Origin of the sequence: Streptoverticillium reticulum (assembly GCF_047456005.1) — a bacterium.
In the GTDB taxonomy this organism is placed as follows: Bacteria; Actinomycetota; Actinomycetes; order Streptomycetales; family Streptomycetaceae; genus Streptomyces; species Streptomyces reticulum.
Window position 1 is genome coordinate 834019 of sequence record NZ_CP179755.1, and the last position, 20740, is coordinate 854758.

Sequence of the window (20740 nt, forward strand, 5' to 3'; positions counted from 1 at the left end):
CCAAGCCCGCGGCTCAGCTCTCCAGCAGGCCCCGGCCCAGCCAGTCCTTGGAGTCCTTCACGCCGGGCACCGCGTAGAAGTACCCGCCGCCGGTCGGCGAGATGTAGTCGACGAGCGGCTCGTCGATCAGACGCTCCTGGGTGGCCTCGAACTGCCGCTTGACGTCCTGCTGGTAGCAGCAGAACACCAGGCCCATGTCGAGGTTGCCGACGTTGTCGACGCCCCGGTCGTAGTTGTAACCGCGGCGCAGGATGCGCGAGTCGTCGGTGTCGTGCGTGCGGGGGTTGGCCTTGCGGATGTGGGCGGTGAGCGGTATCGCCTCGCCCTTGGGGTCCTTGGCGTAGTTGGGGCTGTCGGTCTCCTTGGCCCCGTCCAGCGGCGCACCGGTGTCCTTGCGGCGGCCGAACATCTTCTCCTGCTCGGTCAGCGAGACCCGGTCCCAGAACTCGACGAGCATGCGGATGATGCGGATCACCTGGTAGCTGCCGCCGACGGCCCAGGACGGCTCGCCGAGCTGGTCCGTCACCCACACCAGCCGCTTCATCTCGCGCGCGGACTCGGTGTCGGGGTTGACGATGCCGTCCTTGAAGCCGAGCAGGTTGCGCTGCGCGCCCGTCGGGCGGGGCGCGTTCTGGAAGCCGTCGATGCGCCACTTGATCTGCATGGCGCCGCGGGTGTGCCGGGCGATGTCGCGCAGGGCGTGCAGGACGGTGTCCTGGTTCTCGGCGCAGATCTGCAGCGAGAGGTCGCCGTGGCACTCGGCGGCCTGGAGGTTGTCGTTGGGGAACGTCCGCATCGGCGTGAGCTTGCGGGGCTTGGCCTTGGCGAGCCCGAAGCGGTCGTCGAAGAGGGACGCGCCCACGCCGAGGGTGACGGTGAGCCGGTCGGCGGGGACCGTCGGGCCGAGGATGCCGTTGTCCGAGGGCGGTGCGCCGACCCCCAGGTCGACGGGGGCGCCGCCCGCGGTCAGGAAGCGGACCCGCTCGGTGATCGTCCGGAACAGGTCGGCGAGTTCCTTGCGGTTGTCGGCGATCACGTTGAGCGAGAGGAAGGCCGCGGCGGCGGGCTGCGGCGTGAGGATGCCCGCCTGGTACGCGCCGTGGAAGTCGACCTTGCCCGCGCTCTTGGTGTCGGCGGCCTGCGCCTGTCCCGTCCCGGCCTGGCCGAGCGCGAAGCCGCCTCCGGCGAGGGCGGCACCGGCCGCGCCCGCCCCGAGCGCCGTCTTGACGAAACCGCGGCGGCCGGCGGCGAAGCCCATCGGGCAGGCGGATTCGGCGGTCATGTTCTGGTTCCCTTCGGAGGGTTCGGCGTGGGGCACGGGTCAGGCGGACTTGCGGATCTCGAGGAGATCGGGGATGGGGGCGAGGTCCTCGAGCAGCTGGCCCGTGGCTCCGTTCAGCCGGGCGCGGCCGGTCGCGTCGAGCTTGTTGACCGGGGTCCACGCGGTGTCGTGGTGCGCGGCGTCGAGCAGCTTCTGCACGCGGTCGATGTCGCCGTTCACGGTGGTGAGCAGCTGCGGGCCGCGCGCGGCGATCAGCGGCCGCAGGACGTCGAGGAGTTCGCGGGTGCCGGCGAGGTTGGCGTCGGCGGTGGCCAGCGTGGTGCCGCTGCCCTGGTCGGCGTCGCCGGTGAGTTCGAACTGGAGCGTGTTCTCCAGGATCTCGTGGGTGCGCAGCGGCAGGTCGGAGGGGTCGAAGTCCTGGGTGGGGAAGGCCTTCTGCAGACCCTGGGTGTCCTGCTGCAGCTGCTGGGCCGGGCCGCGCAGGTCGTCGGCGGACTCGCCGTGCCACAGGCCGTACTCGACGCGGTGGAAGCCGGTGAAGTCCTTGTCGCGCACGCCGTCGGGGAGTCCGGCGGTGCGGCCGTTGATCTTCTTGTCGAAGTCCTGGAAGGTGCCGTAGGCCGCGCCGAGGGAGGAGTAGGTGCGGTGGGCGGTGAGCCAGTCGGTGCGGGCGGCGTCGAGGTCGCCCTTCTGGATGTCGTCGCTGAGCTTGCCGGTCTGGTCCGTCAGCGTGGCCAGGCCCTTGCCGACGTAGTCCTTGTAGGCCTTCAGCGGGCCGGCCAGGTCCTCCTCGGAGACGGGCTTGACGGCCTTGACGTTGCCGCCGCCGCTGACGCGCACCGGTGCGGAGGTGACGGCCTTGCCGCCGGTGGGCACGCAGCGCCAGGCGTACTCGCCGCTGCCGACGGTGGCGACGAGGTCGCGCGTGGTGCCGGGCGCCAGGCCCTCGATCTCGCCGTAGACGGCGTTGGTGGCGGGGTCGACGAGGTAGACCTCGGAGGCCTTGTCTCCGGTGTTGTGCATCTGGAAGGTCTGGCGGCCGGGCTGCGGGGCGGTGAAGCCCTTGCCGCACTCCTTCTCGGAGACGGCGACGGTCTGGGCGCCGGCGGGCTTGGAGCCGCTGAAGGCGACGACGGCACCGGCGGCGACGGCGGGCACGGCGACGACGGCCGCGGGGATCAGCCACGCCGGGCGGCGGCGCGGCGCCTTCTCGGCGGCCCCGTCCGTCTCCTTCTCCTCCACGGCGGAACCGGCCTGCCCGGCCTCGGTCTTGGCCTCGGCCTTGGCCTCCGCCTTCGCCGGGCGGGTGCCGCGCACGCCCCGGACGAACAGCGTCATGACGACGGCGAGGTAGCCGGCGTAGGAGACGACCTGCAGCCACGTCATGGACGGGGTCAGGTTGAACACGCCCTGGACGAGCGTGCCGTACCAGGATCCGGCGTCGATGGTCTGGCTCAGGTCGAACGCGAACGCGGTCTTCCCGGGCAGGACGCCGCCCTCCTGGAGGTCGCGCAGTCCGTAGCCGAGGACGCCGGCGGCGATGACGATGAGGACGATGCCGGTGGCGGTGAAGAATTTCGTGAGGTTGATCTTCAGGACCCGGCGGTACAGGCCCCAGCAGAGCCCCGCGGCGATGACGAGTCCGATGCCGGCGCCGATCATCGGGCCCGCGGACTCGCCGGCGGCGCGTGCCGTCGTCCAGAGGAACAGGGCGGTCTCCAGGCCCTCGCGGCCCACGGCGAGGAACGAGGTGACGATCAGCATGCCGGTGCCCATGGCGAGGGCGCTGGTGACCTTCTCCCGGATCTCACCGGAGAGGTTGCGGGCCGAGCGCCGCATCCAGAAGACCATGGCGGTGACGAAGGCGACCGCGATGACGCTGAGCGTGCCGCCGAACGCCTCCTGGGCGGTGGCGGAGAGGCTCGCGGCGGTGAAGGTCAGCACCGCGCCGAAGCTCAGGGAGAGGGCTATCGCGCCCAGGACGCCCGTCCACACCTGCGGGAGGCGGGACTTGGCGCCGGCGCGCACGAGGGTGGCGACGAGGACGGAGACGATGAGTCCGGCTTCCAGCCCTTCTCTCAGACCTATCAAGAAGCTCGGAAACGCGTCGTCCCACATGCTGTTCTCCCCGCCGCGGCGTCGGTAGTGCTGGTTAGCGAAGCCATACCTTATTCAGGTAAGCCTTAGCTGTCTACAGATCTGTAGTCACAAGATCATCTTCGCTGGAACCCGCCCCTGACCGGCAGAAACGGCACAAATGGACACCCTCGGGTTGCCCGTTGCCGCGGACGCAGGGTACTGCACCGCTCCCGTTTTCCCTTTTCCGGATGGCTACTTACCGTGGGAAGTGCACCGAAGCGCACCAGGGGACGGAGGAGGCGGAGCACCCCTCCCGTGACCGCTGTGGACGGTCGGCCGACCTCCCCGTTTTCCTTTTCCTTTAAGGATCGATGGCAAGAATTTGCCAGGCGCTGTACGGGAATTCGGGCGTACCGCCTGAATGGAACCCGGCCCCCGACCGTATTCATGGATGAGCAGTGCCGGGCACGGCGATCTGCCGCGCAGGAGCGCGCAGGGAGAAGGCCATGGCAGAGGCGACAGCGACAACAGACTCCGTCGGGACGGACGCCGACCCGGGCGTACCGTCACGGACGTCCGGCGCCGCCCTCCCGGACGTCCGCACCCTGGCCGCCTACTTCGAGCGTGCGTGCGATCGGACCCCGGACGCCACCGCCGTCCTCTGCGACGGCAGACGCATCGGCTACGCCGAGCTCGACCGCCGCGCCAACCGCATCGCCCACCTGCTCGGGGCGCACGGCGCAGCGGAGGGCAGCGCCGTCGGGATCCTGCTCGACCGGTCCGCCGACAGCTACGCCGCCCTGCTCGGCGTCATCAAGTCGGGGGCCGCCTACGTCCCGCTCGACACGTCCTTCCCCGCGGACCGGCTGGCGTACATCGCCCGCGACGCCGGGCTGTGCGCCCTGCTGACCTCGTCGTCGCTGCGCGAACGGACCCGGGACCTGCCCTGCACGGTGCTGGAGCTCGACCGGTCCGAAGGCGCGCTGGCCGCCGTGCCGGACCGCAGACCGGGCATCGCCGTCGACCCGGCGTCCGTGTCGTACGTCATCTACACCTCCGGCACCACGGGCCGGCCCAAGGGCGTGGCCGTCTCGCACGCGAACATCGTCAACTTCCTGCGCGTGGCCGCCCCCGTCTACGGGGTGACCGCGCAGGACCGGGTCTACCAGGGCCTGTCGATCGCCTTCGACTTCGCGGTCGAGGAGATCTGGCCGGCGTGGGCGGCCGGGGCGACCGTGGTCGCCGGGCCCGGCGAGGGCAGGCGCGCCGGGCAGGAGCTGGCGGACTTCCTCGTACGGCACGGGATCACGGTGCTGTGCTGCGTGCCCACCCTGCTCTCCACCCTGGAGACGGACGTCCCCAGCCTGCGCAGCCTGCTCGTCAGCGGGGAGGTCTGCCCGCCCGACCTGGTGCGCCGCTGGTCGCGCCCGGGCCGCCGGATCCTCAACGCCTACGGGCCCACGGAGGCGACCGTCACCGCCACCTGCGGCGAGCTCCTCCCGCACCGGCCGGTCACCATCGGCACCCCGCTGCCCACCTACCGCGTCTACATCCTGGACGACAGGCTGCGGACGGTCGCGCAGGGCGAGAGCGGCGAGATCTGCATCGGCGGCCCCGGCGTGGCCATCGGCTACGTCAACCGTCCCGAGCTCACCGCCGAGCGCTTCGTGCCCAACCCGGTCGCCCGGGACGGCGCGGAGGTGCCGCGCATCTACCGCACGGGCGACCGCGGGCGGTTCACGGCCACGGGCGAGATCGAGTACCTGGGCCGGGTCGACACCCAGGTCAAGATCCGCGGTTACCGCATCGAACTCGCCGAGATCGAGGCCGTCCTGCGCGAGGACGAGGCGGTGGAGAACGCCGTCGTCACCCCGCTGGAGCGGGACGGGGCCGCCCAGGGCCTGACCGCCTACGTGACCCTCCGCCGCGGCCCCTCCCCCGTGGCCGGGGCGGAACTGCGCGAACGGCTGCGCGGCCGGCTGCAGAGCAGACTGCCCGGCTACATGATCCCCTCGCACCTGGAGATCCTCCCCGAGTTCCCGCTGCTGGCCGCCGACAAGGTCGACCGCGCCGCCCTGCCCGCGCCCTCCTCTCCCCCGCTGGCCCGGCGCCCGGGGTCCGGCGCCACTCCGGCAACTCCGCTGGAGCACCGGCTCGTCGCACTGTGGCGGGACGTGCTCGGCACCGACGACGTCTCCGTCGAGGACGACTTCTTCTGCGACCTGGGCGGCCACTCGATGAGCGCCGCCCGGCTGATGTCCCGGCTGCGCCGGGACCCGCAGCTGCAGGGCCTGGCCATGGGCGACCTGTACGCCCATCCCACCGTCCGGGACCTGGCAGCCTTCGTCGAGGCCTCGGCCGTCCCCGCCGCGCGGCCCGCCGGGGCGCAGGCCCCGCTGCGCCACTCCACCGCCCGCGTCCGGGCGTGCGGCGTGGCCCAGTTGGCCGGGGTGTACGTGTGGCTGCTGCTGCCCGGGCTGGCGATGGTGGTCCTGCTGTACCGGCTGTTCGAGTCCTGGGACGTCCCCGTGCAGGAGCCCGTGGCGGGCAGCGCCCTGGACGTGCTCTCCGACATCCCGCTGCCGTGGTTCGTGCTGCTGGAGGCGGCCTGGCTGGCCGTGAGCATGCTGGTGCTGCCGCTGCTCGGCTGCCGGCTCCTCATGGCCGGGGTGCGTCCGGGGACGTATCCGCTGTGGGGCGTCACCTATGTGCGCTTCTGGCTGCACACCAGGATCCTCACCCTGGTCCCGCTCGCGCTGCTGGCCGGTTCGCCCCTGCTGGCGCCCTGTCTGCGGCTGCTGGGCGCCCGGGTCGGACGGCACTGCCACCTCTCGGCCGTCCCCCTGCCGGTCTCCCTGGTGGAGATCGGCGAGGGCACGAGCATCGGCTACGGGGCCCGGCTCCAGCCGTACACCGTCGCGGGCGGCCGGCTGCGGCTGGCGCCCGTGCGGATCGGGTCCGGCAGCTTCGTGGGCACCAACAGCGTGGTGCTGGCCGGTGCCGTGATCGGCGACCGGGCCACGGTGGGCGAGCAGTCGCTGGTGCCCGAGGACGTCACCGTGCCCGGCGGCGAGCACTGGTCCGGCGCCCCGGCCGCCCGGCAGGACGCCCGCCCGCCGCTGCTGGCGGCCCTGGACGCCGACGCCGACGAACGGCCCTGGCCGCCCGGGGTGCTGGCCGGGTACGCGGCCGGGGCCCTGCTGTTCCTGCTGATCCCGCTGCTGACCACGGCCGCGGCCGCGACCCTCGTCGCCTGGGCCTCCTGGTACCACGGCACCGGCTGGGGCCTGGCCGCCGTCGCCGCGAGCGGCCCCCTGGTCGTGCTCGCCCTCTGCACGTCCGCGCTCCTCGTCAAGCGGGCCGTCATGCCCGTGGCCCGGGCCGGCATCCGCCCGGAGCGCAGCGGGTTCGGGGTCCGCAAGTGGATCAGCGACGGCATGATGACGATGAGCCTGACGCTGACGCACGCCCTGTACTCCACGCTGTACCTCGTGCCGTTCCTGCGCGGGCTGGGCGCCCGCACGGGACGCTGGTCCGAGGTGGCGACCGTCAGCTTCGTCGACCCCGACATGCTGGTCGTCGGCGAGCAGAGCTTCGTGGCCGACGTGAGCGTCGTGGGCCCGGCCGTCTTCCACCGCGGCCGCATCGCGCTCGCGCCCGCGGAGGTGGGACGGCGCAGCTTCGTGGGCAACGGGGCCCTGCTGCCGGGCGCCGGCCGGCTGGGCGACAACAGCCTGCTGGGCGTGCACTCCCTCGCCCCGCTCCGGCCGGTCGACCCCGAGACGACCTGGCTGGGGTCGCCCGCGATCTTCCTGCCGCACCGCGAGGCGAGCCTGCCGTTCCCCGAGAGGCTGACCTACGCCCCCACCCGCCCGCTGATCGCGGCCCGGCTGGCCATCGAGTACTTCCGGGTGACCCTGCCCGCGACCGTCGGCACGCTCAGCGGCCTGGGCGTCCTGTACGCCGCGATGGAGATCGCCCGGCGCTTCCCGCCGACCGCGCTCCTGCTCCTCGCCCCGGCCCTGCTGCTGGGCGCGGGCCTGGCCTGCACGCTGATCACGGTGGCGCTGAAGTGGCTGGTCGTGGGGCGGTACCGGCCGCGGGTGGAACCCCTGTGGAGCATCTGGGTGCGCCGTACCGAGCTGGTGACCGGTCTGTACGAGAACCTGGTGGTGCTCTCGCTGGTCAACCTCCTCGCCGGAACCCCGTGGATCGGCGCCGTGCTGCGGCTCTTCGGCGCCCGCATCGGGCGGCGGGTGTGGCTGGCCACGACGTACCTGACGGAGTTCGATCTGGTCGAGGTGGGCGACGACGCCGCGGTCGGCGAAGTCACCTCGCTGCAGACCCACTTGTTCGAGGACCGGGTGATGAAGATGTCCCATGTGACGGTCGGGGCAGGTGCTTCGGTCGGTGCCCGTTCCGTCGTGCTCTACGACGCACGGGTCGGTACCGGGGCCCGTCTGGACGCGCTCTCCCTCGTGATGAAGGGCGAGGCGCTGCCGGACGGGACCCGGTGGCAAGGCATTCCGGCCCGTCCCTGCGACCCTGCACCGGCTCACTCTGGCGGAGGCCTGTCATGACCGTTCTCGCCCGTCCCGGCACCTGGGCCGGCCCGCACGTCGCCGGCGACCTGCCCGGTCCCCGGTCGGCCGCCCTCCTCGCGCGGCAGGAGCAGCGGGAGTCCGCGGCCCGCACCTACCCGCGCCATCTGCCCGTCGCGCTGGCCGAGGGCTCCGGGAGCTTCGTCCGGGATGTCGACGGCAACGTCTTCATCGACTTCCTCGCGGGCGCCGGGGTGCTCTCCCTGGGGCACGGCCACCCCGAGCTCGTCGCCTGCGTGAGCCGCCAGCTGGGTCTGCTCGCGCACGGCCTGGACTTCCCCACCCCGGCCAAGGACGCCTTCACCGAGGCCCAGCTGTCGATGCTGGACCCGGGGCTGCGCGACCGCATGAAGCTGCACTTCTGCGGGCCCACCGGCGCCAACGCGGTGGAGGCCGCCGTCAAGCTGTGCAAGATCGCCACCGGGCGCGGCGACGTCGTCTCCTTCCGGGGCGGCTTCCACGGCAGCACCCACGCCGCCATGGCGCTCAGCGGGCTGGTGGCCGCGAAGCAGCCCGTGCAGAACACCATGCCCGGCGTGCACTTCTTCCCGTACAACGACCCCGGCGCGCTGGAGGAGGCGCTGGCCGACGGCCTCGGCGGGATGCCGCGGCCGGCCGCGGTGCTGATGGAGCTGGTGCAGGGCGAGGGCGGTGTCGTCCCGGCGCGCCCGGACTTCGCGCAGCGGGTCCGGGCCGTGACCCGGGAGCTCGGCGTTCCGCTGATCGTCGACGAGGTGCAGACGGGCTGCGGGCGCACGGGGACGTGGTTCGCCTTCGAGCAGTACGGCATCGAGCCGGACGTGATCGTGGCGTCCAAGGCGCTGAGCGGCGCCGGCCTGCCCGTCGCCCTCATCCTCTACAACGCCGTGCTCGACAAGTGGGGGCCGGGCGCCCACATCGGCACCTTCCGCGGCAACCAACTGGCCTTCGCCGCGGGCGTGGAGGCGATCCGCATCATCCGGCGTGACGGTGTCCTCGACAACGTCCGCGCGCGCGGGGACCAGGTCGCGGAGGCGCTCGACGTGCTGCGCGGTCACCCGTGGGTGCGCGAGGTGCGGGGCCGCGGCCTGATGTGGGGGATCGAGCTGGCGGACCCGGACACCGGCCGGCCCGCGGGGGCGATGGCCTCGGCGGTGCAGGCCCATGCGCTGCGGCAGGGGCTGATCGTCGAACTCGGCGGCCGGGACGACTGCGTCGTGCGGATCCTGCCGCCGCTGAACGTCACGGCCGAGGTCGTCGACACGGCCTGTTCGATTCTCGTGAAGGCGGTCACGTCATGCGGTCCATGACGCTCCGCCCGCCCCGGCCGGGACCGTACCGGCCGGCCCTGTCCACCGGCCGCCCCGACGGCGGTGCGGCCTCCGGGGAAGGCGCGATCTGATGGCACTCATCGTCCAGAAGTACGGCGGCTCCTCGGTCCGGAACACCGAGCGGATCAAGCACGTCGCCGAGCACGTCGTCGCCGCGCACGCCGAGGGGCACGACCTCGTGGTGGTGGTGTCCGCCATGGGCGACACCACCGACCATCTGCTGCGCATGGCCCACGAGATGGGTCCGGTGCCGTCGCGCCGCGAGCTCGACATGCTGCTGACCGCGGGCGAGCGGATATCCAACGCCCTGACGGCGATGGCGATCCACACGCTCGGCGCCCCCGCGTGCTCCTTCTCCGGGGCGCAGGCCGGGGTGATCACGAGCTCGGCGCACGGCAGGGCACGGATCATCGGCATCGAGCCCTGGCGCGTGCGGGAGTCCCTGGACCACGGCACGATCGCGCTGGTCGCCGGCTTCCAGGGGGTGAGCCGGGAGACGAACGAGGTCACCACGCTGGGCCGGGGCGGCTCCGACACCACCGCGATAGCCCTGGCCGCGGCCCTCAAGGCCGACGTGTGCGAGATCTACACCGACGTGGACGGGGTCTACACCGCGGACCCGCGCATCGTGCCGGAGGCCCGGCAGCTGCAGCACCTGACGTACGAGGCCATGCAGGCCATGGCCGTCGGCGGGGCGAAGGTGCTGGCGGCGAGCAGTGTCGCGTACGCCTCCCGGTACGGGGTGACGGTCCACGTCCGCTCCTCCGACGACGGCGACGGCCCCGGCACGCTGGTGTCCGCGGGGGCGCCGGAGGAACTCCGCACGCCCCCGGCCGCGTTCACGGGCGTGGCCCACGACCTGGCCAGTGCGGAGGTCACCATGACGGCCGTCCCGGACCGGCCGGGGGCCACGGCCGACGTCTTCCGGCTGCTGGCCGACGCCGGCGCCGAGAGCGACCTGGTCGTCCACCACGCCGTGCCGTCGCCGGACGGGCCGCGCAGCGACATCACCCTGGTGCTCCCCGCGGGCGACGCCCCTTCCGTGCTGGCCGCGCTGCGCCGGCACCGCGACGAGCTGGGCTACGAGGGCGTGACGTACCGGGACGACATCGGCCGGGTCTCGCTCGTCGGGTCCGGGATGAAGGAGCGGACCGGCGTGCTCGCGGCGTTCCGCGAGACGCTGACCGGGGCGGGGGTGCCCGTCGGGACGGTCTCCGCCTCGGACACCCGGATCTCGGCGGTCTGCCGCTCCCCCCGGCTCCCGGAGGGCATCCGCGCCCTGCACAGGGCCTTCGGCCTCGGCGAGGGCGTCACCGTGGCGCAGGCGGCCGGCGGGCGTCGAAGACGCCCCAGCTGAGCAGGCCCGCGCGGCAGGCGGACTCCCAGCGGGGCAGGTTCTCCCGCAGGCGTTCGACGTACGCGGCGCTCACGGCGCCCAGCAGCTGCGGGTCCTGTGCCTCGACCTCGCCGGTGATGCGCTCGTAGTGGGTGAGCATGTGGGCAGTGAGGTCCTCGAACTGCACGTCGGACAGGCCCAGTTGCGACAGCTGCCGGAGGTAGAAGCCGGGGGTGGCGAAGTCGGCGTTGGTCAGGCGCTCGGCGAGGGGGCGCAGCTCCTCCTCGGGGGCGTCCTCGGCGGCCATGGTGTCGGTGAAGAGCAGCCGGCCGCCGGGCCGGAGGACCCGTACCGCCTCCTGGAGCGTGCGGGCGCGGTCGCCGCTGTGGCAGAGGGCCTCCTGGGACCAGACGACGTCAAAGCTCCCGTCGGGGAAGGGGATGTCGTTGAAGCTGCCGGTGACCACGTCGATGAGCCCGTCGAGCCCGCGTGCGGCGTTGAGTTCGCGGTGCCGGCGGTTCTGGACCTCGCTGATGTTGAGGGCCGTCACCCGGCAGCCGTACTGCTCCGCCAGGGCGCGGGCCGCGCCTCCGTAGCCGGATCCGAGGTCCAGCACGGTGCCGCCGGGACGCAGCAGGTCGGCCGCCTTCCCTGCCAGGTGCCCGACGGTGCGGCGGGAGGCCGCGGCGACCGTGTCGTGCCCGTCGGTGTAGATCCCCACGTGGATGTCGTCACCGCCCCACGCATGGACGTAGAAGCCGTTGACGTCGTCGGAGTCGTAGTAGGTACGCGCCACATCGGCGGCATGCGCCGCTTTGCTCTCGGTCATGCCTGATACCTCTTCCGCTCCCTTCCGCCGCAAACCACTGGTCCATTTGTTCGTAGTTGATCATGCTTCACCCTTCAATAAGTGCATTGTCCGCGGCTTCGTAGTACGCAGCAGGGCATGGATACTTCCGATTCCGAGAACGTGCTGCGGCGGCGGGTGCTGACCGCCGCCGCGCTCGCCCCGGTCCTGGCCGGTGCGGGAACGGCCGCGGCGCGCGGCGGCAGACCGGCGGTGCAGGACGGGGCGGGCGCCACGAGACGGCTGCGGCCCGTGACGACGACGGCCGAGGACTGGCACGGCGTCGCCCGGGCGATGGGCCGGACGGGCATCATGGCAGGCGCCGAGTACCAGCTGGGCTTCCTGCGCGACGACCTGCGCGTCACCTCCCGCGGGGTGTCCGTGCACCCGGCGCTCGCCGTGGGCTCCCACGTGTCCTTCGTCCGCTACGACGACGGCAGCACCCTGCTGATGGGCGACCTGGCCATCGCCGAGAGCGAGTTGCAGCACGTGATCGGCTCGCTGCACGCGAAGGGCCTGCAGCAGACGGCGATCCACAAGCACCTGCTGGCCCACTCCCCCGAGGTCTGGTGGGTCCACGTCCACGGTCACCGCCACGACGCCAAGGCCCTGGCCGGCGCGCTGCGCTCGGCGCTCGACCGGACCGCGACCCCGGCCCGGGCACGGCCGGTCGAGCGGGTGAAGGGGCTTGACACCAAGCGGATCGCCGCCGTTCTGGGCGTCAAGGGGTTCGACGACGAAGGGGTCCACAAGTGCCTCTTCTTCCGTCGCGAGACGGTGACGATGGGCTGCCTGGAGATGCCGCCCGGCCTGGGCGCCATGTCGGCCTTCCTCTTCCAGCCGCTCGGCGGCGGACGGGCGGCGGTCAACGGCGACTTCGCGATGACGGCCGACGAGGTCCAGCACGTGCTGGCGGCGCTGCACCGGGGCGGCGTCAGCATCATCGAGCTGCACAACCACGGGCTGGACGACGAACCGCGGCTGTTCTTCGTCCACTTCTGGGCGGTGGGCGACGCCGTGCAGATCGCCCGGACCCTGCGCCGCGCGGTGGACGCCACCGACGTCGCCCCGTTCGAGCCCGTGCACCCGGCCGGCTCGCGGTGACCCGGCGCACCCCGGCGGGCACGGCGCGTCCCACGGCCCGGACGCCCTGCGGGCGCCTTCCGTTAGCTCTCACACAGAGCTAACCTGATGATATGGCCGCAAGTGGTCCTGCAGAGGGTCTTGCAGATGGTCTTTCCGACGAGCTCGCCGGAGTGCTGGCGGGCATCCAGCGACTGGCCCGGCGCCGGCTGTGGCGGGCGATGCCCCAGCCGCGGCTCCGCGGGGCCCAGGCCGAGCTGATGCGCGTGGTGGCGGCCCGGCCGGGCATCGGCGTCTCCGCCGCCGCCCGCGAGCTGTGCCTGGCGGCCAATTCGGTCAGCACCCTGGTCAACCAGCTGGTGGCGGCAGGGCTGTTGCACCGCGAGGCCGACCCGCAGGACCGGCGCGCCGCGCTGCTGCACCCGACCCCCGCCTGCCGGGAGCAGCTGCAGGAGTGGGACGCGCAGCGCACGGCCCTGTTCCACGAGCGGATGGAGAGGCTCGCCGCCACCGACCGGGCCGCTCTGACGGCGGCGCTCCCGGCGCTGCGCAGGCTGGCCGAGTCGCTGCGCGAGACAGGAGAGGTTCCGTGAACCCGGTCCGGAACACCGAAGGGGACGAGCCCGTCGCGGCCGTCCGCTGCACCGGCCTGCACTACGCGTTCGGCAGCACCAAGGCCGTCGACGGCGTGGACCTGCAGGTGGAGCCGGGCGAGGTCTTCGGCCTCCTCGGCCCCAACGGCGCAGGCAAGACGACCACGATCCGGGCGATCACCACGCTGCTGCCCGTGCCGCCGGGCGTGGTCGGCGTCTTCGGCCACGACGCGGCCCGGCAGCGCATGGCGGTGCGGCGCCTGCTCGGCTACGTGCCGCAGCAGCTCTCCGCCGACGGGAGCCTGACCGGGCAGGAGAACGTCGCCCTCTTCGCCCGGGTCTTCGACGTGGCCCGCCGCGAGCGCGCCGCCCGGGTGGCGCAGGCGCTGGACGCGGTGGGCCTCGCCTCCGCCGCGGACCGGCCGGCCGCGACGTACTCGGGCGGCATGGTGCGCCGCCTGGAGCTGGCGCAGGCCCTGGTCAGCGCGCCGCGGCTGCTGATCCTGGACGAGCCGACCATCGGCCTCGACCCGATCGCCCGCGACAGCGTCTGGGAGCGCATCAGCGACATCCGGGCCGGGACCGGGATGACGGTCCTGGTGACCACCCACTCCATGGAGGAGGCCGACCAGCGCTGCGACCGGCTGGCGCTGATGCACCGCGGCAGGATCCGCGCGCTGGGCACACCCGCGGAGCTCAAGGACCAACTGGTCGCCCACCGCCGGGAGTCCGGCGGGGCGGAGTCTCCCCCGCCGTCCCTGGAGGACGTCTTCCGGCACTTCGCCGGAAGCGGGCTCGACGAGCCCGGCCCCGACGAACGAGGGGAGTTCAGCGATGTCCGCCGCACCCGCCGCACCGCCTCCCGCATCGGCTGACCCCCTCCCGCCCAAGGAGCGCTACGCCCTGCTGCTGACCCCGCCGCAGGCCCGCAGCGGCTGGCGGGTGGTGCCGGCCCGGGTGGCCGCGATGTGCGCCGTCGAGCTGCAGAAGCTGCGGCACGACCGCACCGAGCTCTACACCCGGGCCGTGCAGCCCGCCCTGTGGCTGCTGATCTTCGGCGAGACCTTCACCCGTATCCACGCCATCCCCACCGGCCACGTGCCCTACCTGGACTATCTCGCGCCCGGCATCATCGCCCAGTCCGCGATGTTCATCGCCATCTTCTACGGCATCATGATCATCTGGGAGCGGGACTCGGGCGTGCTCACCAAGCTGCTCGTCACCCCGACGCCCCGGGCCGCGCTGGTGACCGGGAAGGCCTTCGCCGCCGGGGTGAAGGCCGTCATCCAGGCCGTGGTCGTGATCGCCATCGCGGCGCTCCTGGGCGTCTCCCTGACCTGGAATCCGCTGCGGCTGCTGGGCGTCCTGGTCGTGGTGCTGCTCGGCTCGGCCTTCTTCTCCTGCCTGTCGATGACGATCGCGGGCATCGTGCTCACCCGCGACCGCCTCATGGGCATCGGCCAGGCCATCACGATGCCGCTGTTCTTCGGCTCCAACGCGCTGTACCCGGTGTCCGCGATGCCCGGCTGGCTGCAGGTCGTCAGCAGGGCGAACCCGCTGAGCTACCAGGTGGACGCGCTGCGCGGGCTGCTCATCGGCACGCCCGCCCATCTGGGCGCCGACTTCGCCGTGCTCCTCGTCGCCTCGGCGCTGGGCATCGCCTCCGCGGCCTCGCTGCTGGGCCGGCTGGCCCGCTGAGCCGATGCGCCGCCCCGCCCACCGCCGTCCCGCCGGGGGCTTCGGGGTGCCCGGACCGGCGCACGCGTACTTCCCGGGCCACGGCAACAGCGGCTACGGCGTGTGCCGTTACCGCATCCGCCTGGACTGGAAACCGGGTTCGGGCCGCATCCTGGCGGCCGCGGAGCTGACCGTCGTGCCCGCGGAGCAGCTCGAAGTCATCGAGCTCGACCTGGCCCGGCTGCACGTGTCCCGCGTCGACGTCGCCGGGGCACCGGCCCGGTTCCGGCACCGCCGCAGGAAGCTGCTCGTCGCCGCGCCGCGGCGGCTGCCCGCCGGGGAGCCCGTCGAGGTGACGGTGCACTACCGCGGTGTCCCGCGGCCCGTCGGGATCCCCGAACTCGACGACGAGGCGGGCTGGTTCACCACCCGCGAGGGCATCCGCGTCTCCAGCGAGCCGGTGGGCGCGCCCTCGTGGTTCCCCTGCAACGACCGGCTGGACGACAAGGCGGCGTACCGGTTCGAGGTGACGGTCCCGGACGGCTGGCAGGTGTGTGCCAACGGCACGCTCACGCTGCGCAGTCCGGCCGGGCGGGGGCGCACGACGTGGGTGTACGAGCACACGGGGCCGATGGCGCCCTACCTGGCGACCCTGGCCGTCGGCCGGTTCGTCTTCCACGAACAGTCGGGCGGCCCGCCGGGCGTGCTGCTGCGCAACGCCTTCCCCGAACGGCTGGCGGAGCGCGCGGCCCACGACTTCGGCCGCCAGCCGCAGATGCTGACCGTGTTCACCGAACTGTTCGGCCCGTACCCCTTCGAGGCGTACGGGGCCGTGGTGGTCGACGACGACGTGGGCGACCCGCTGGAGGCGCAGACGTTCGCGGTGTTCGGCACCGACCGCGTGGACGGCCGACGCGGGTACGAGGACGAGGTGGCGCACGAGCTGGCCCACCAGTGGTTCGGCAACAGCGCCGGAATCGCCGGCTGGCAGGACCTGTGGATCAAGGAGGGGCTCGCCACCTACGCCGAGTGGCTGTGGTGGGAGGCGTGCGGCGAGGCCGATGCGCGCACGCTGGCGGCCGAGCACCTGGCGGAGGTGCGCGCCGCGGACCCGGACACGGTGCTCGCGGACCCCGGCCCGGCCGCCCTGTTCGAGGACTGGGTGTACAGCCGGAGCGCCCTGACCATGTACGCGCTGCGGCTGACCGCGGGGGACGAGAGGTTTTTCCGGCTGATCCGCGAGTGGCTCGACCGGTATCGCGGCGGCAATGGCGGCACCAGGGGTTTCATCGCCCTCGCCGAGCAGGTGGCGGACATGCCCCTCGGCGGATTTTTCCGGGACTGGATCAGCTGCCGGGCGCTGCCCGGAATTCCCGGACCGGGGTCCGGCGCAGGCCGCCCGGAATAATCACCAAGCGTTTTTTGGCGCGGTGTTTACAGCACCGCAAAGTAACAAGATGAATTTTTTACTTGCGCGTCTTCGCAACCAATGAGAACCAGCCGCACCCACCGCCCCGGTGGAGCCGGATTTCACCTTGACGCGGGGACGGGCGTCGGCGTCGGCAGATCCCCTGTCCGGACCAAGCGCCACAGAGATTCATCCATGCCCCACCCGCCACGCGCGCGACATGTCCCGGTGGCGCGAATTGGGGCGTCCCACGTCGGCTAGAATCCCGCTGTTCCCGCGGGATACAGCCACCTAGTTTTCCTGACGCGTTGTTAATGGCGGCCGCCCGGAAAAACCACCGCCGGCAACGGCAGCCGAATCTTCCGCCCGTGAAATCCGCCCACCTCGCGGCCCCTCCCGAAGCTGCCGCGAAGGCGTGCGAAAAAACCTGCAAGTCCCATTCACCTGGGGGACATGTGCCTGAAACGAGAGTGAGCCCGGCGCCCACCGCACCGGCTCACGTCATGAATTCTCCCGACCCGGTACAAGGTGACGGAGTACGCCACGTACGATTCCTTTTCGAATTCTTTGAGCGGACCTGCGACCGGACGCCGGAGGCCGTCGCCGTCATCTGCGAGGGGACCCGGCTGACGTACGCGCAGCTGGAGGCCCGCGCCAACCGGCTGGCCCGGCTGCTCCGGCAGCGCGGGGTGCGCGAGGGCGGCACGGTGGGCATCCTCCTGGACCGCTCGCCGCAGACCTACGTCGCCCTGCTCGCCGTGCTCAAGGCCGGTGCCGCCTATGTGCCGCTCGACCCGGCGTTCCCCGCCGACCGGGTGGCGTTCATCGCCGCGGACGCCGCGGTGCAGTGCCTGCTCACCGCCCCGGCCCTGCGCGAGCGCACCGCCCGGACGGCCTGCCCGGTGCTCGACGTCGACCTGGCCGAGGCCGAGGCGGCGGACCTGCCCCCGGACCGCGCCGCCCCGCCGGACGACCCCTCGTCGCTGTGCTACGTCATCTACACCTCCGGAACCACCGGCCGTCCCAAGGGCGTTGCCGTCAGCCACGCCAACGTCGTCAACTTCCTGCGCGTGGCCACCCCCGTCTACCAGGTGCACGGCGAGGACCGCGTCTACCAGGGGCTCTCGCTCGCCTTCGACTTCTCCGTCGAGGAGATCTGGCCGGCGTGGATCGCCGGGGCCACCCTCTACACCGGGCCGGGCGGCGAACGCCGCGTCGGCCAGGGACTCGCCGACTTCCTCGCCGAGCACGCCATCACCGTGCTGTGCTGCGTGCCCACCCTGCTCACCACCATCGAGGGCGAACTCCCCGCCTTGCGCAGCCTGTTGGTGAGCGGCGAGGCCTGCCCGCGCGACCTGGTGCACCGCTGGTCGCGCAGCGGGCGGCGGATCCTCAACGCCTACGGGCCGACCGAGTCCACCGTGACCGCGACCTGCGGCGAGCTGCACCCGCACCGGCCGGTCACCATCGGCCGCCCGCTGCCCAGTTACCGGGTCTACGTGCTCGACGAGCGGCTGCGGCCGGTCCCCGACGGCACCGAGGGCGAGATCTGCGTCGGCGGGCCGGGCGTGGCCGTGGGCTACGTCAACCGGCCCGAGCTGACCGCCGAGCGCTTCATCGCCAACCCCGTCGAGGCCGACCGCGCCGACGTGCCCCGCCTCTACCGCACCGGCGACCTCGGCAGGTTCACCCCCACCGGAGAGATCGAGTACCTCGGCCGCGTCGACACCCAGGTCAAGATCCGCGGATACCGCATCGAGTGCGCCGAGATCGAGGAGGTCCTGCGCGAGGACCCGGCCGTCGAGAGTGCCGTCGTCGTCCCGCACGGGACCGACGGGAGCGCACAGGCCCTCGTCGGCTACCTCACCCTCCACGACCGCGGCCGGCAGGACGAGGACGAGCTGCGCGAGCGCCTGCACACCGCGCTGCGCCGCAGACTGCCCGACTACATGATCCCCGCCTTCGTCGAGATCCTCGACGCCCTGCCGCTGCTCGCCGCCGACAAGGTGGACCGCTCGCAGCTCCCCGCCCCCGCGTCGGCCTCCTTCGGCCGCCGCCGCACCCGCCGCACCGCGCCGGAGACCGCTGCGGAGCGGCAACTGGCCGCCGTCTGGCAGGAGGTGCTCGGCACCGGCGGACTCTCCGCCGACGACGACTTCTTCTGCGACCTGGGCGGCCACTCCATGTCCGCGGCCCGCCTCGTCTCCCGGCTGCGCAGGGAACCGGGCCTGGAGGGCGTGGCGATGGGCGACCTCTACGCCCGTCCCACCGTCCGTGGGCTCGCCGCGCTCCTCCGGGAGCGCGCCGGGGCCGCCGCCGCTCCCCCGCAGCGCCCGGCCGTCCCCGCCCCGGCCCCCCGGCGGCACTCCACGGCCCGGGTATGGGCCTGCGGGCTGGCCCAACTCGGGGCGCTGTACGTCTGGTTGCTCGTCTTCAGCCTGCCGCTCCTGGTGCTGTTCTACCGGCTGTGCGTCACGCTGGCCCTGCCCGTCGACGGCATCGGCGGCGGCCCGCTCGGCACCCTGGCGCACCTGGGCTGGGGCGAGTTCGTCGCCGTCGACCTCGCGTGGACGGTGGTGGACCTCGTCCTGCTGCCCGCCTTCGCCGGACGGCTGCTCATGGCCGGTGTGCGGCCGGGCTGGTATCCGCTGTGGGGCGCGACGTACCTGCGGTTCTGGCTCCAGGGCAAGATACTGGCCCTCTCCCCCGCCGCCGTGCTGGCCGGATCCCCGCTGCTGCCGCCGTACTTGAGGCTGCTCGGCGCCCGGGTGGGCCGCGGCTGCCACATCGCCGCCCCGCCGGCCGTGCCGTCGCTGGTGGAGATCGGCGACGCGGCGAGCATCGGGTACGGGGCACACGTCCAGCCGTTCGCGGTCGAGGGCGGCTGGCTCCGGCTGGCCCCCGTGCGCCTCGGAGCGGGCAGTCACCTGGGCACCAACAGCGTCGTCCTGCCCGGCGCTGACCTCGGCGACGCCGCAGCGGTGGGCGACCAGTCGCTCGTGCCCGCCGACCACGCCGTCCCGGACGGGGAGTACTGGGCCGGCTCGCCCGCCGTGCGGCAGAGCGGCAAGCCCGCGCTGCTCGCCCGGCTGGAGGCCGACCCCGACCACGGCCGCTGGCCGCTGCCCGTGCTGGCCGGCTACGCCCTGGGCGCCGTGCTGTTGCTGCTCGCCCCCGCACTGGTGCTCACGCCGGGCGGGATACTGACCGCCTGGGCGGCGGCGGAGCACGGGCCCGCCGGGGCACTGGCCGCCGCGGCGGCGGCCGGTCCGCTGGCCGCCGTCTCCACCTGCCTGCTCGTCCTCGCCGTCAAGCGCGGGCTGCTGCCCCGGGCCCGTACCGGCATCCACCGCGAGCGCAGCGGCTTCGGCGCGGCCAAGTGGCTCGGCGACGGGATGATGACGCTGAGCCTGACCGTCACCCACGCCCTGTACTCCACGCTCTACCTCGTGCCGTTCCTGCGGGCGCTGGGCGCCCGGACCGGGCGCTGGGCCGAGGTGGCCACCGTCAGCTTCGTCGATCCCGACCTGCTGGAGATCGGCGAGCGCAGCTTCGTCGCCGACATCGCCGTCGTCGGCCCGGCGGTCTTCCACCACGGGCGGTTCGCCCTGGCGCCCGCCACCGTGGGCCGGCGCAGCTTCGTCGGCAACGGGGCGCTGGTGCCGGGCTCTTCCCGGCTGGGCGACAACAGCCTGCTGGGCGTGCACTCCGTCGCCCCGCACGGCGACATCGAGCCGGAGACGACCTGGCTCGGCTCGCCGGCCCTGTTCCTGCCGACCCGCGAAGAAAGTCAGCGCTTCCCGGCCAAGTACACCTTCGCCCCGACCCCGGGGCTGATCGCGGCGCGGCTGGCCGTCGAGTTCTTCCGGGTCACCCTGCCCGCGACGCTCGGCGGGCTGTCCATACTGGCCCTGCTCTACGCCATGGCGCTGACCGCCGAGACCGCTCCGCCGCTCGCCCTGCTCGCCCTGGCCCCCGGGCTGCTGCTGGCGTCCTCGCTGGCCGCCACCCTCGTGGTCGTCGTCCTCAAGTGGCTGGTGATCGGCCGCTACCGGGCGCGCACGGAGCCGCTGTGGGGCATCTGGGTACGCCGCACCGAGCTGATCACCGGGCTGTTCGAGAACTTGGTCGTGCCCGGCCTGCTGAACCTCCTGACCGGCAGCCCGTGGATGGCCCCCGTCATGCGCCTGTTCGGCGCCCGCATCGGCCGGCGGACCTGGCTGAACACCACGTTCATGACCGAGTTCGACCTGGTCGAGGTGGGCGACGACGCGGCGGTCGGCGAGGCGACGTCCCTGCAGACCCACCTGTTCGAGGACCGGGTGATGAAGATGTCCCGGGTCCGGGTCGGCGAGGGCGCCTCGGTGGGCTCGCGCTGCGTCGTGCTCTACGACGCGCACGTCGGCGACGGCACCTGCCTCGACGCCCTCTCGCTGGTCATGAAGGGCGAGAACCTGCCGGCCCGCAGCAGCTGGCGCGGCATCCCGGCCAGACCGTACTGAACCACCGCACCCCCGTCCCCTC

General features: G+C 73.0%; 12 protein-coding genes. 9 read left to right on the forward strand and 3 right to left on the reverse strand.

The annotated features are described in order from the left end of the window. Positions 1-13: 13 nt before the first annotated feature. Together efeB and efeU are read right to left on the reverse strand one after the other, a co-directional pair. The gene (efeB, locus tag ACMATS_RS03775) at positions 14-1282 is read right to left on the reverse strand and encodes an iron uptake transporter deferrochelatase/peroxidase subunit (RefSeq protein ID WP_391149650.1); all 1269 of its coding nucleotides are present in this window, start codon (positions 1280-1282) and stop codon (positions 14-16) included. A 39-nt stretch (positions 1283-1321) separates the two neighbouring features. After that, complete coding sequence (gene efeU / locus ACMATS_RS03780) at positions 1322-3400, reverse strand: iron uptake transporter permease EfeU (protein WP_414166868.1); 2079 nt, start codon at positions 3398-3400, stop codon at positions 1322-1324. 467 nt (positions 3401-3867) lie between these two features. Here efeU and ACMATS_RS03785 point away from each other — a divergent pair, with 467 nt between their 5' ends. The 3 genes from ACMATS_RS03785 (at position 3868) to ACMATS_RS03795 (ending at position 10629) form a co-directional block, all read left to right on the forward strand. Further along, positions 3868-7941, forward strand: a complete 4074-nt coding sequence (locus ACMATS_RS03785) for a Pls/PosA family non-ribosomal peptide synthetase (protein ID WP_414166869.1) — start codon at positions 3868-3870, stop codon at positions 7939-7941. Beyond that, positions 7938-9251, forward strand: coding sequence for an aspartate aminotransferase family protein (locus ACMATS_RS03790; RefSeq protein ID WP_414166870.1), 1314 nt, complete (start codon positions 7938-7940; stop codon positions 9249-9251). Before ACMATS_RS03785 ends, ACMATS_RS03790 begins: the two co-directional genes overlap by 4 nt. A 91-nt stretch (positions 9252-9342) precedes the next feature. After that, positions 9343-10629, forward strand: coding sequence for an aspartate kinase (locus ACMATS_RS03795; protein WP_414166871.1), 1287 nt, complete (start codon positions 9343-9345; stop codon positions 10627-10629). Here ACMATS_RS03795 and ACMATS_RS03800 read toward each other — a convergent pair. Further along, positions 10583-11437 (reverse strand): SAM-dependent methyltransferase, encoded by an 855-nt coding sequence (locus tag ACMATS_RS03800; RefSeq protein ID WP_414166872.1) that lies wholly within the window; start codon positions 11435-11437, stop codon positions 10583-10585. The two genes, ACMATS_RS03795 and ACMATS_RS03800, sit on opposite strands and share 47 nt — an antisense overlap. 117 nt (positions 11438-11554) lie before the next feature. On the opposite strand from ACMATS_RS03800, the gene ACMATS_RS03805 reads away from it, so the two are divergent. From ACMATS_RS03805 to ACMATS_RS03830, 6 genes are all read left to right on the forward strand, one after another. Further along, entirely contained in the window at positions 11555-12559 is a 1005-nt protein-coding gene (locus ACMATS_RS03805; RefSeq protein WP_414166873.1) for a DUF1259 domain-containing protein, read from the forward strand. A gap of 92 nt (positions 12560-12651) precedes the next feature. Beyond that, positions 12652-13131 (forward strand): MarR family winged helix-turn-helix transcriptional regulator, encoded by a 480-nt coding sequence (locus ACMATS_RS03810; protein WP_414166874.1) that lies wholly within the window; start codon positions 12652-12654, stop codon positions 13129-13131. After that, the gene (locus ACMATS_RS03815) at positions 13128-14006 is read left to right on the forward strand and encodes an ABC transporter ATP-binding protein (protein ID WP_391149628.1); all 879 of its coding nucleotides are present in this window, start codon (positions 13128-13130) and stop codon (positions 14004-14006) included. The genes ACMATS_RS03810 and ACMATS_RS03815 overlap by 4 nt, the downstream gene beginning before the upstream one ends. After that, the gene (locus tag ACMATS_RS03820; protein WP_390778856.1) at positions 13966-14829 is read left to right on the forward strand and encodes an ABC transporter permease; all 864 of its coding nucleotides are present in this window, start codon (positions 13966-13968) and stop codon (positions 14827-14829) included. The genes ACMATS_RS03815 and ACMATS_RS03820 overlap by 41 nt, the downstream gene beginning before the upstream one ends. A 4-nt stretch (positions 14830-14833) precedes the next feature. Beyond that, on the forward strand, positions 14834-16216 hold the full coding sequence (locus tag ACMATS_RS03825; protein ID WP_414166875.1) for a M1 family metallopeptidase: 1383 nt from the start codon (positions 14834-14836) through the stop codon (positions 16214-16216). A 503-nt stretch (positions 16217-16719) separates the two neighbouring features. Next, a complete protein-coding gene (locus tag ACMATS_RS03830) occupies positions 16720-20718 on the forward strand; it encodes a Pls/PosA family non-ribosomal peptide synthetase (RefSeq protein WP_414166876.1) in 3999 nt (1332 codons plus the stop codon). Positions 20719-20740 lie beyond the last annotated feature (22 nt).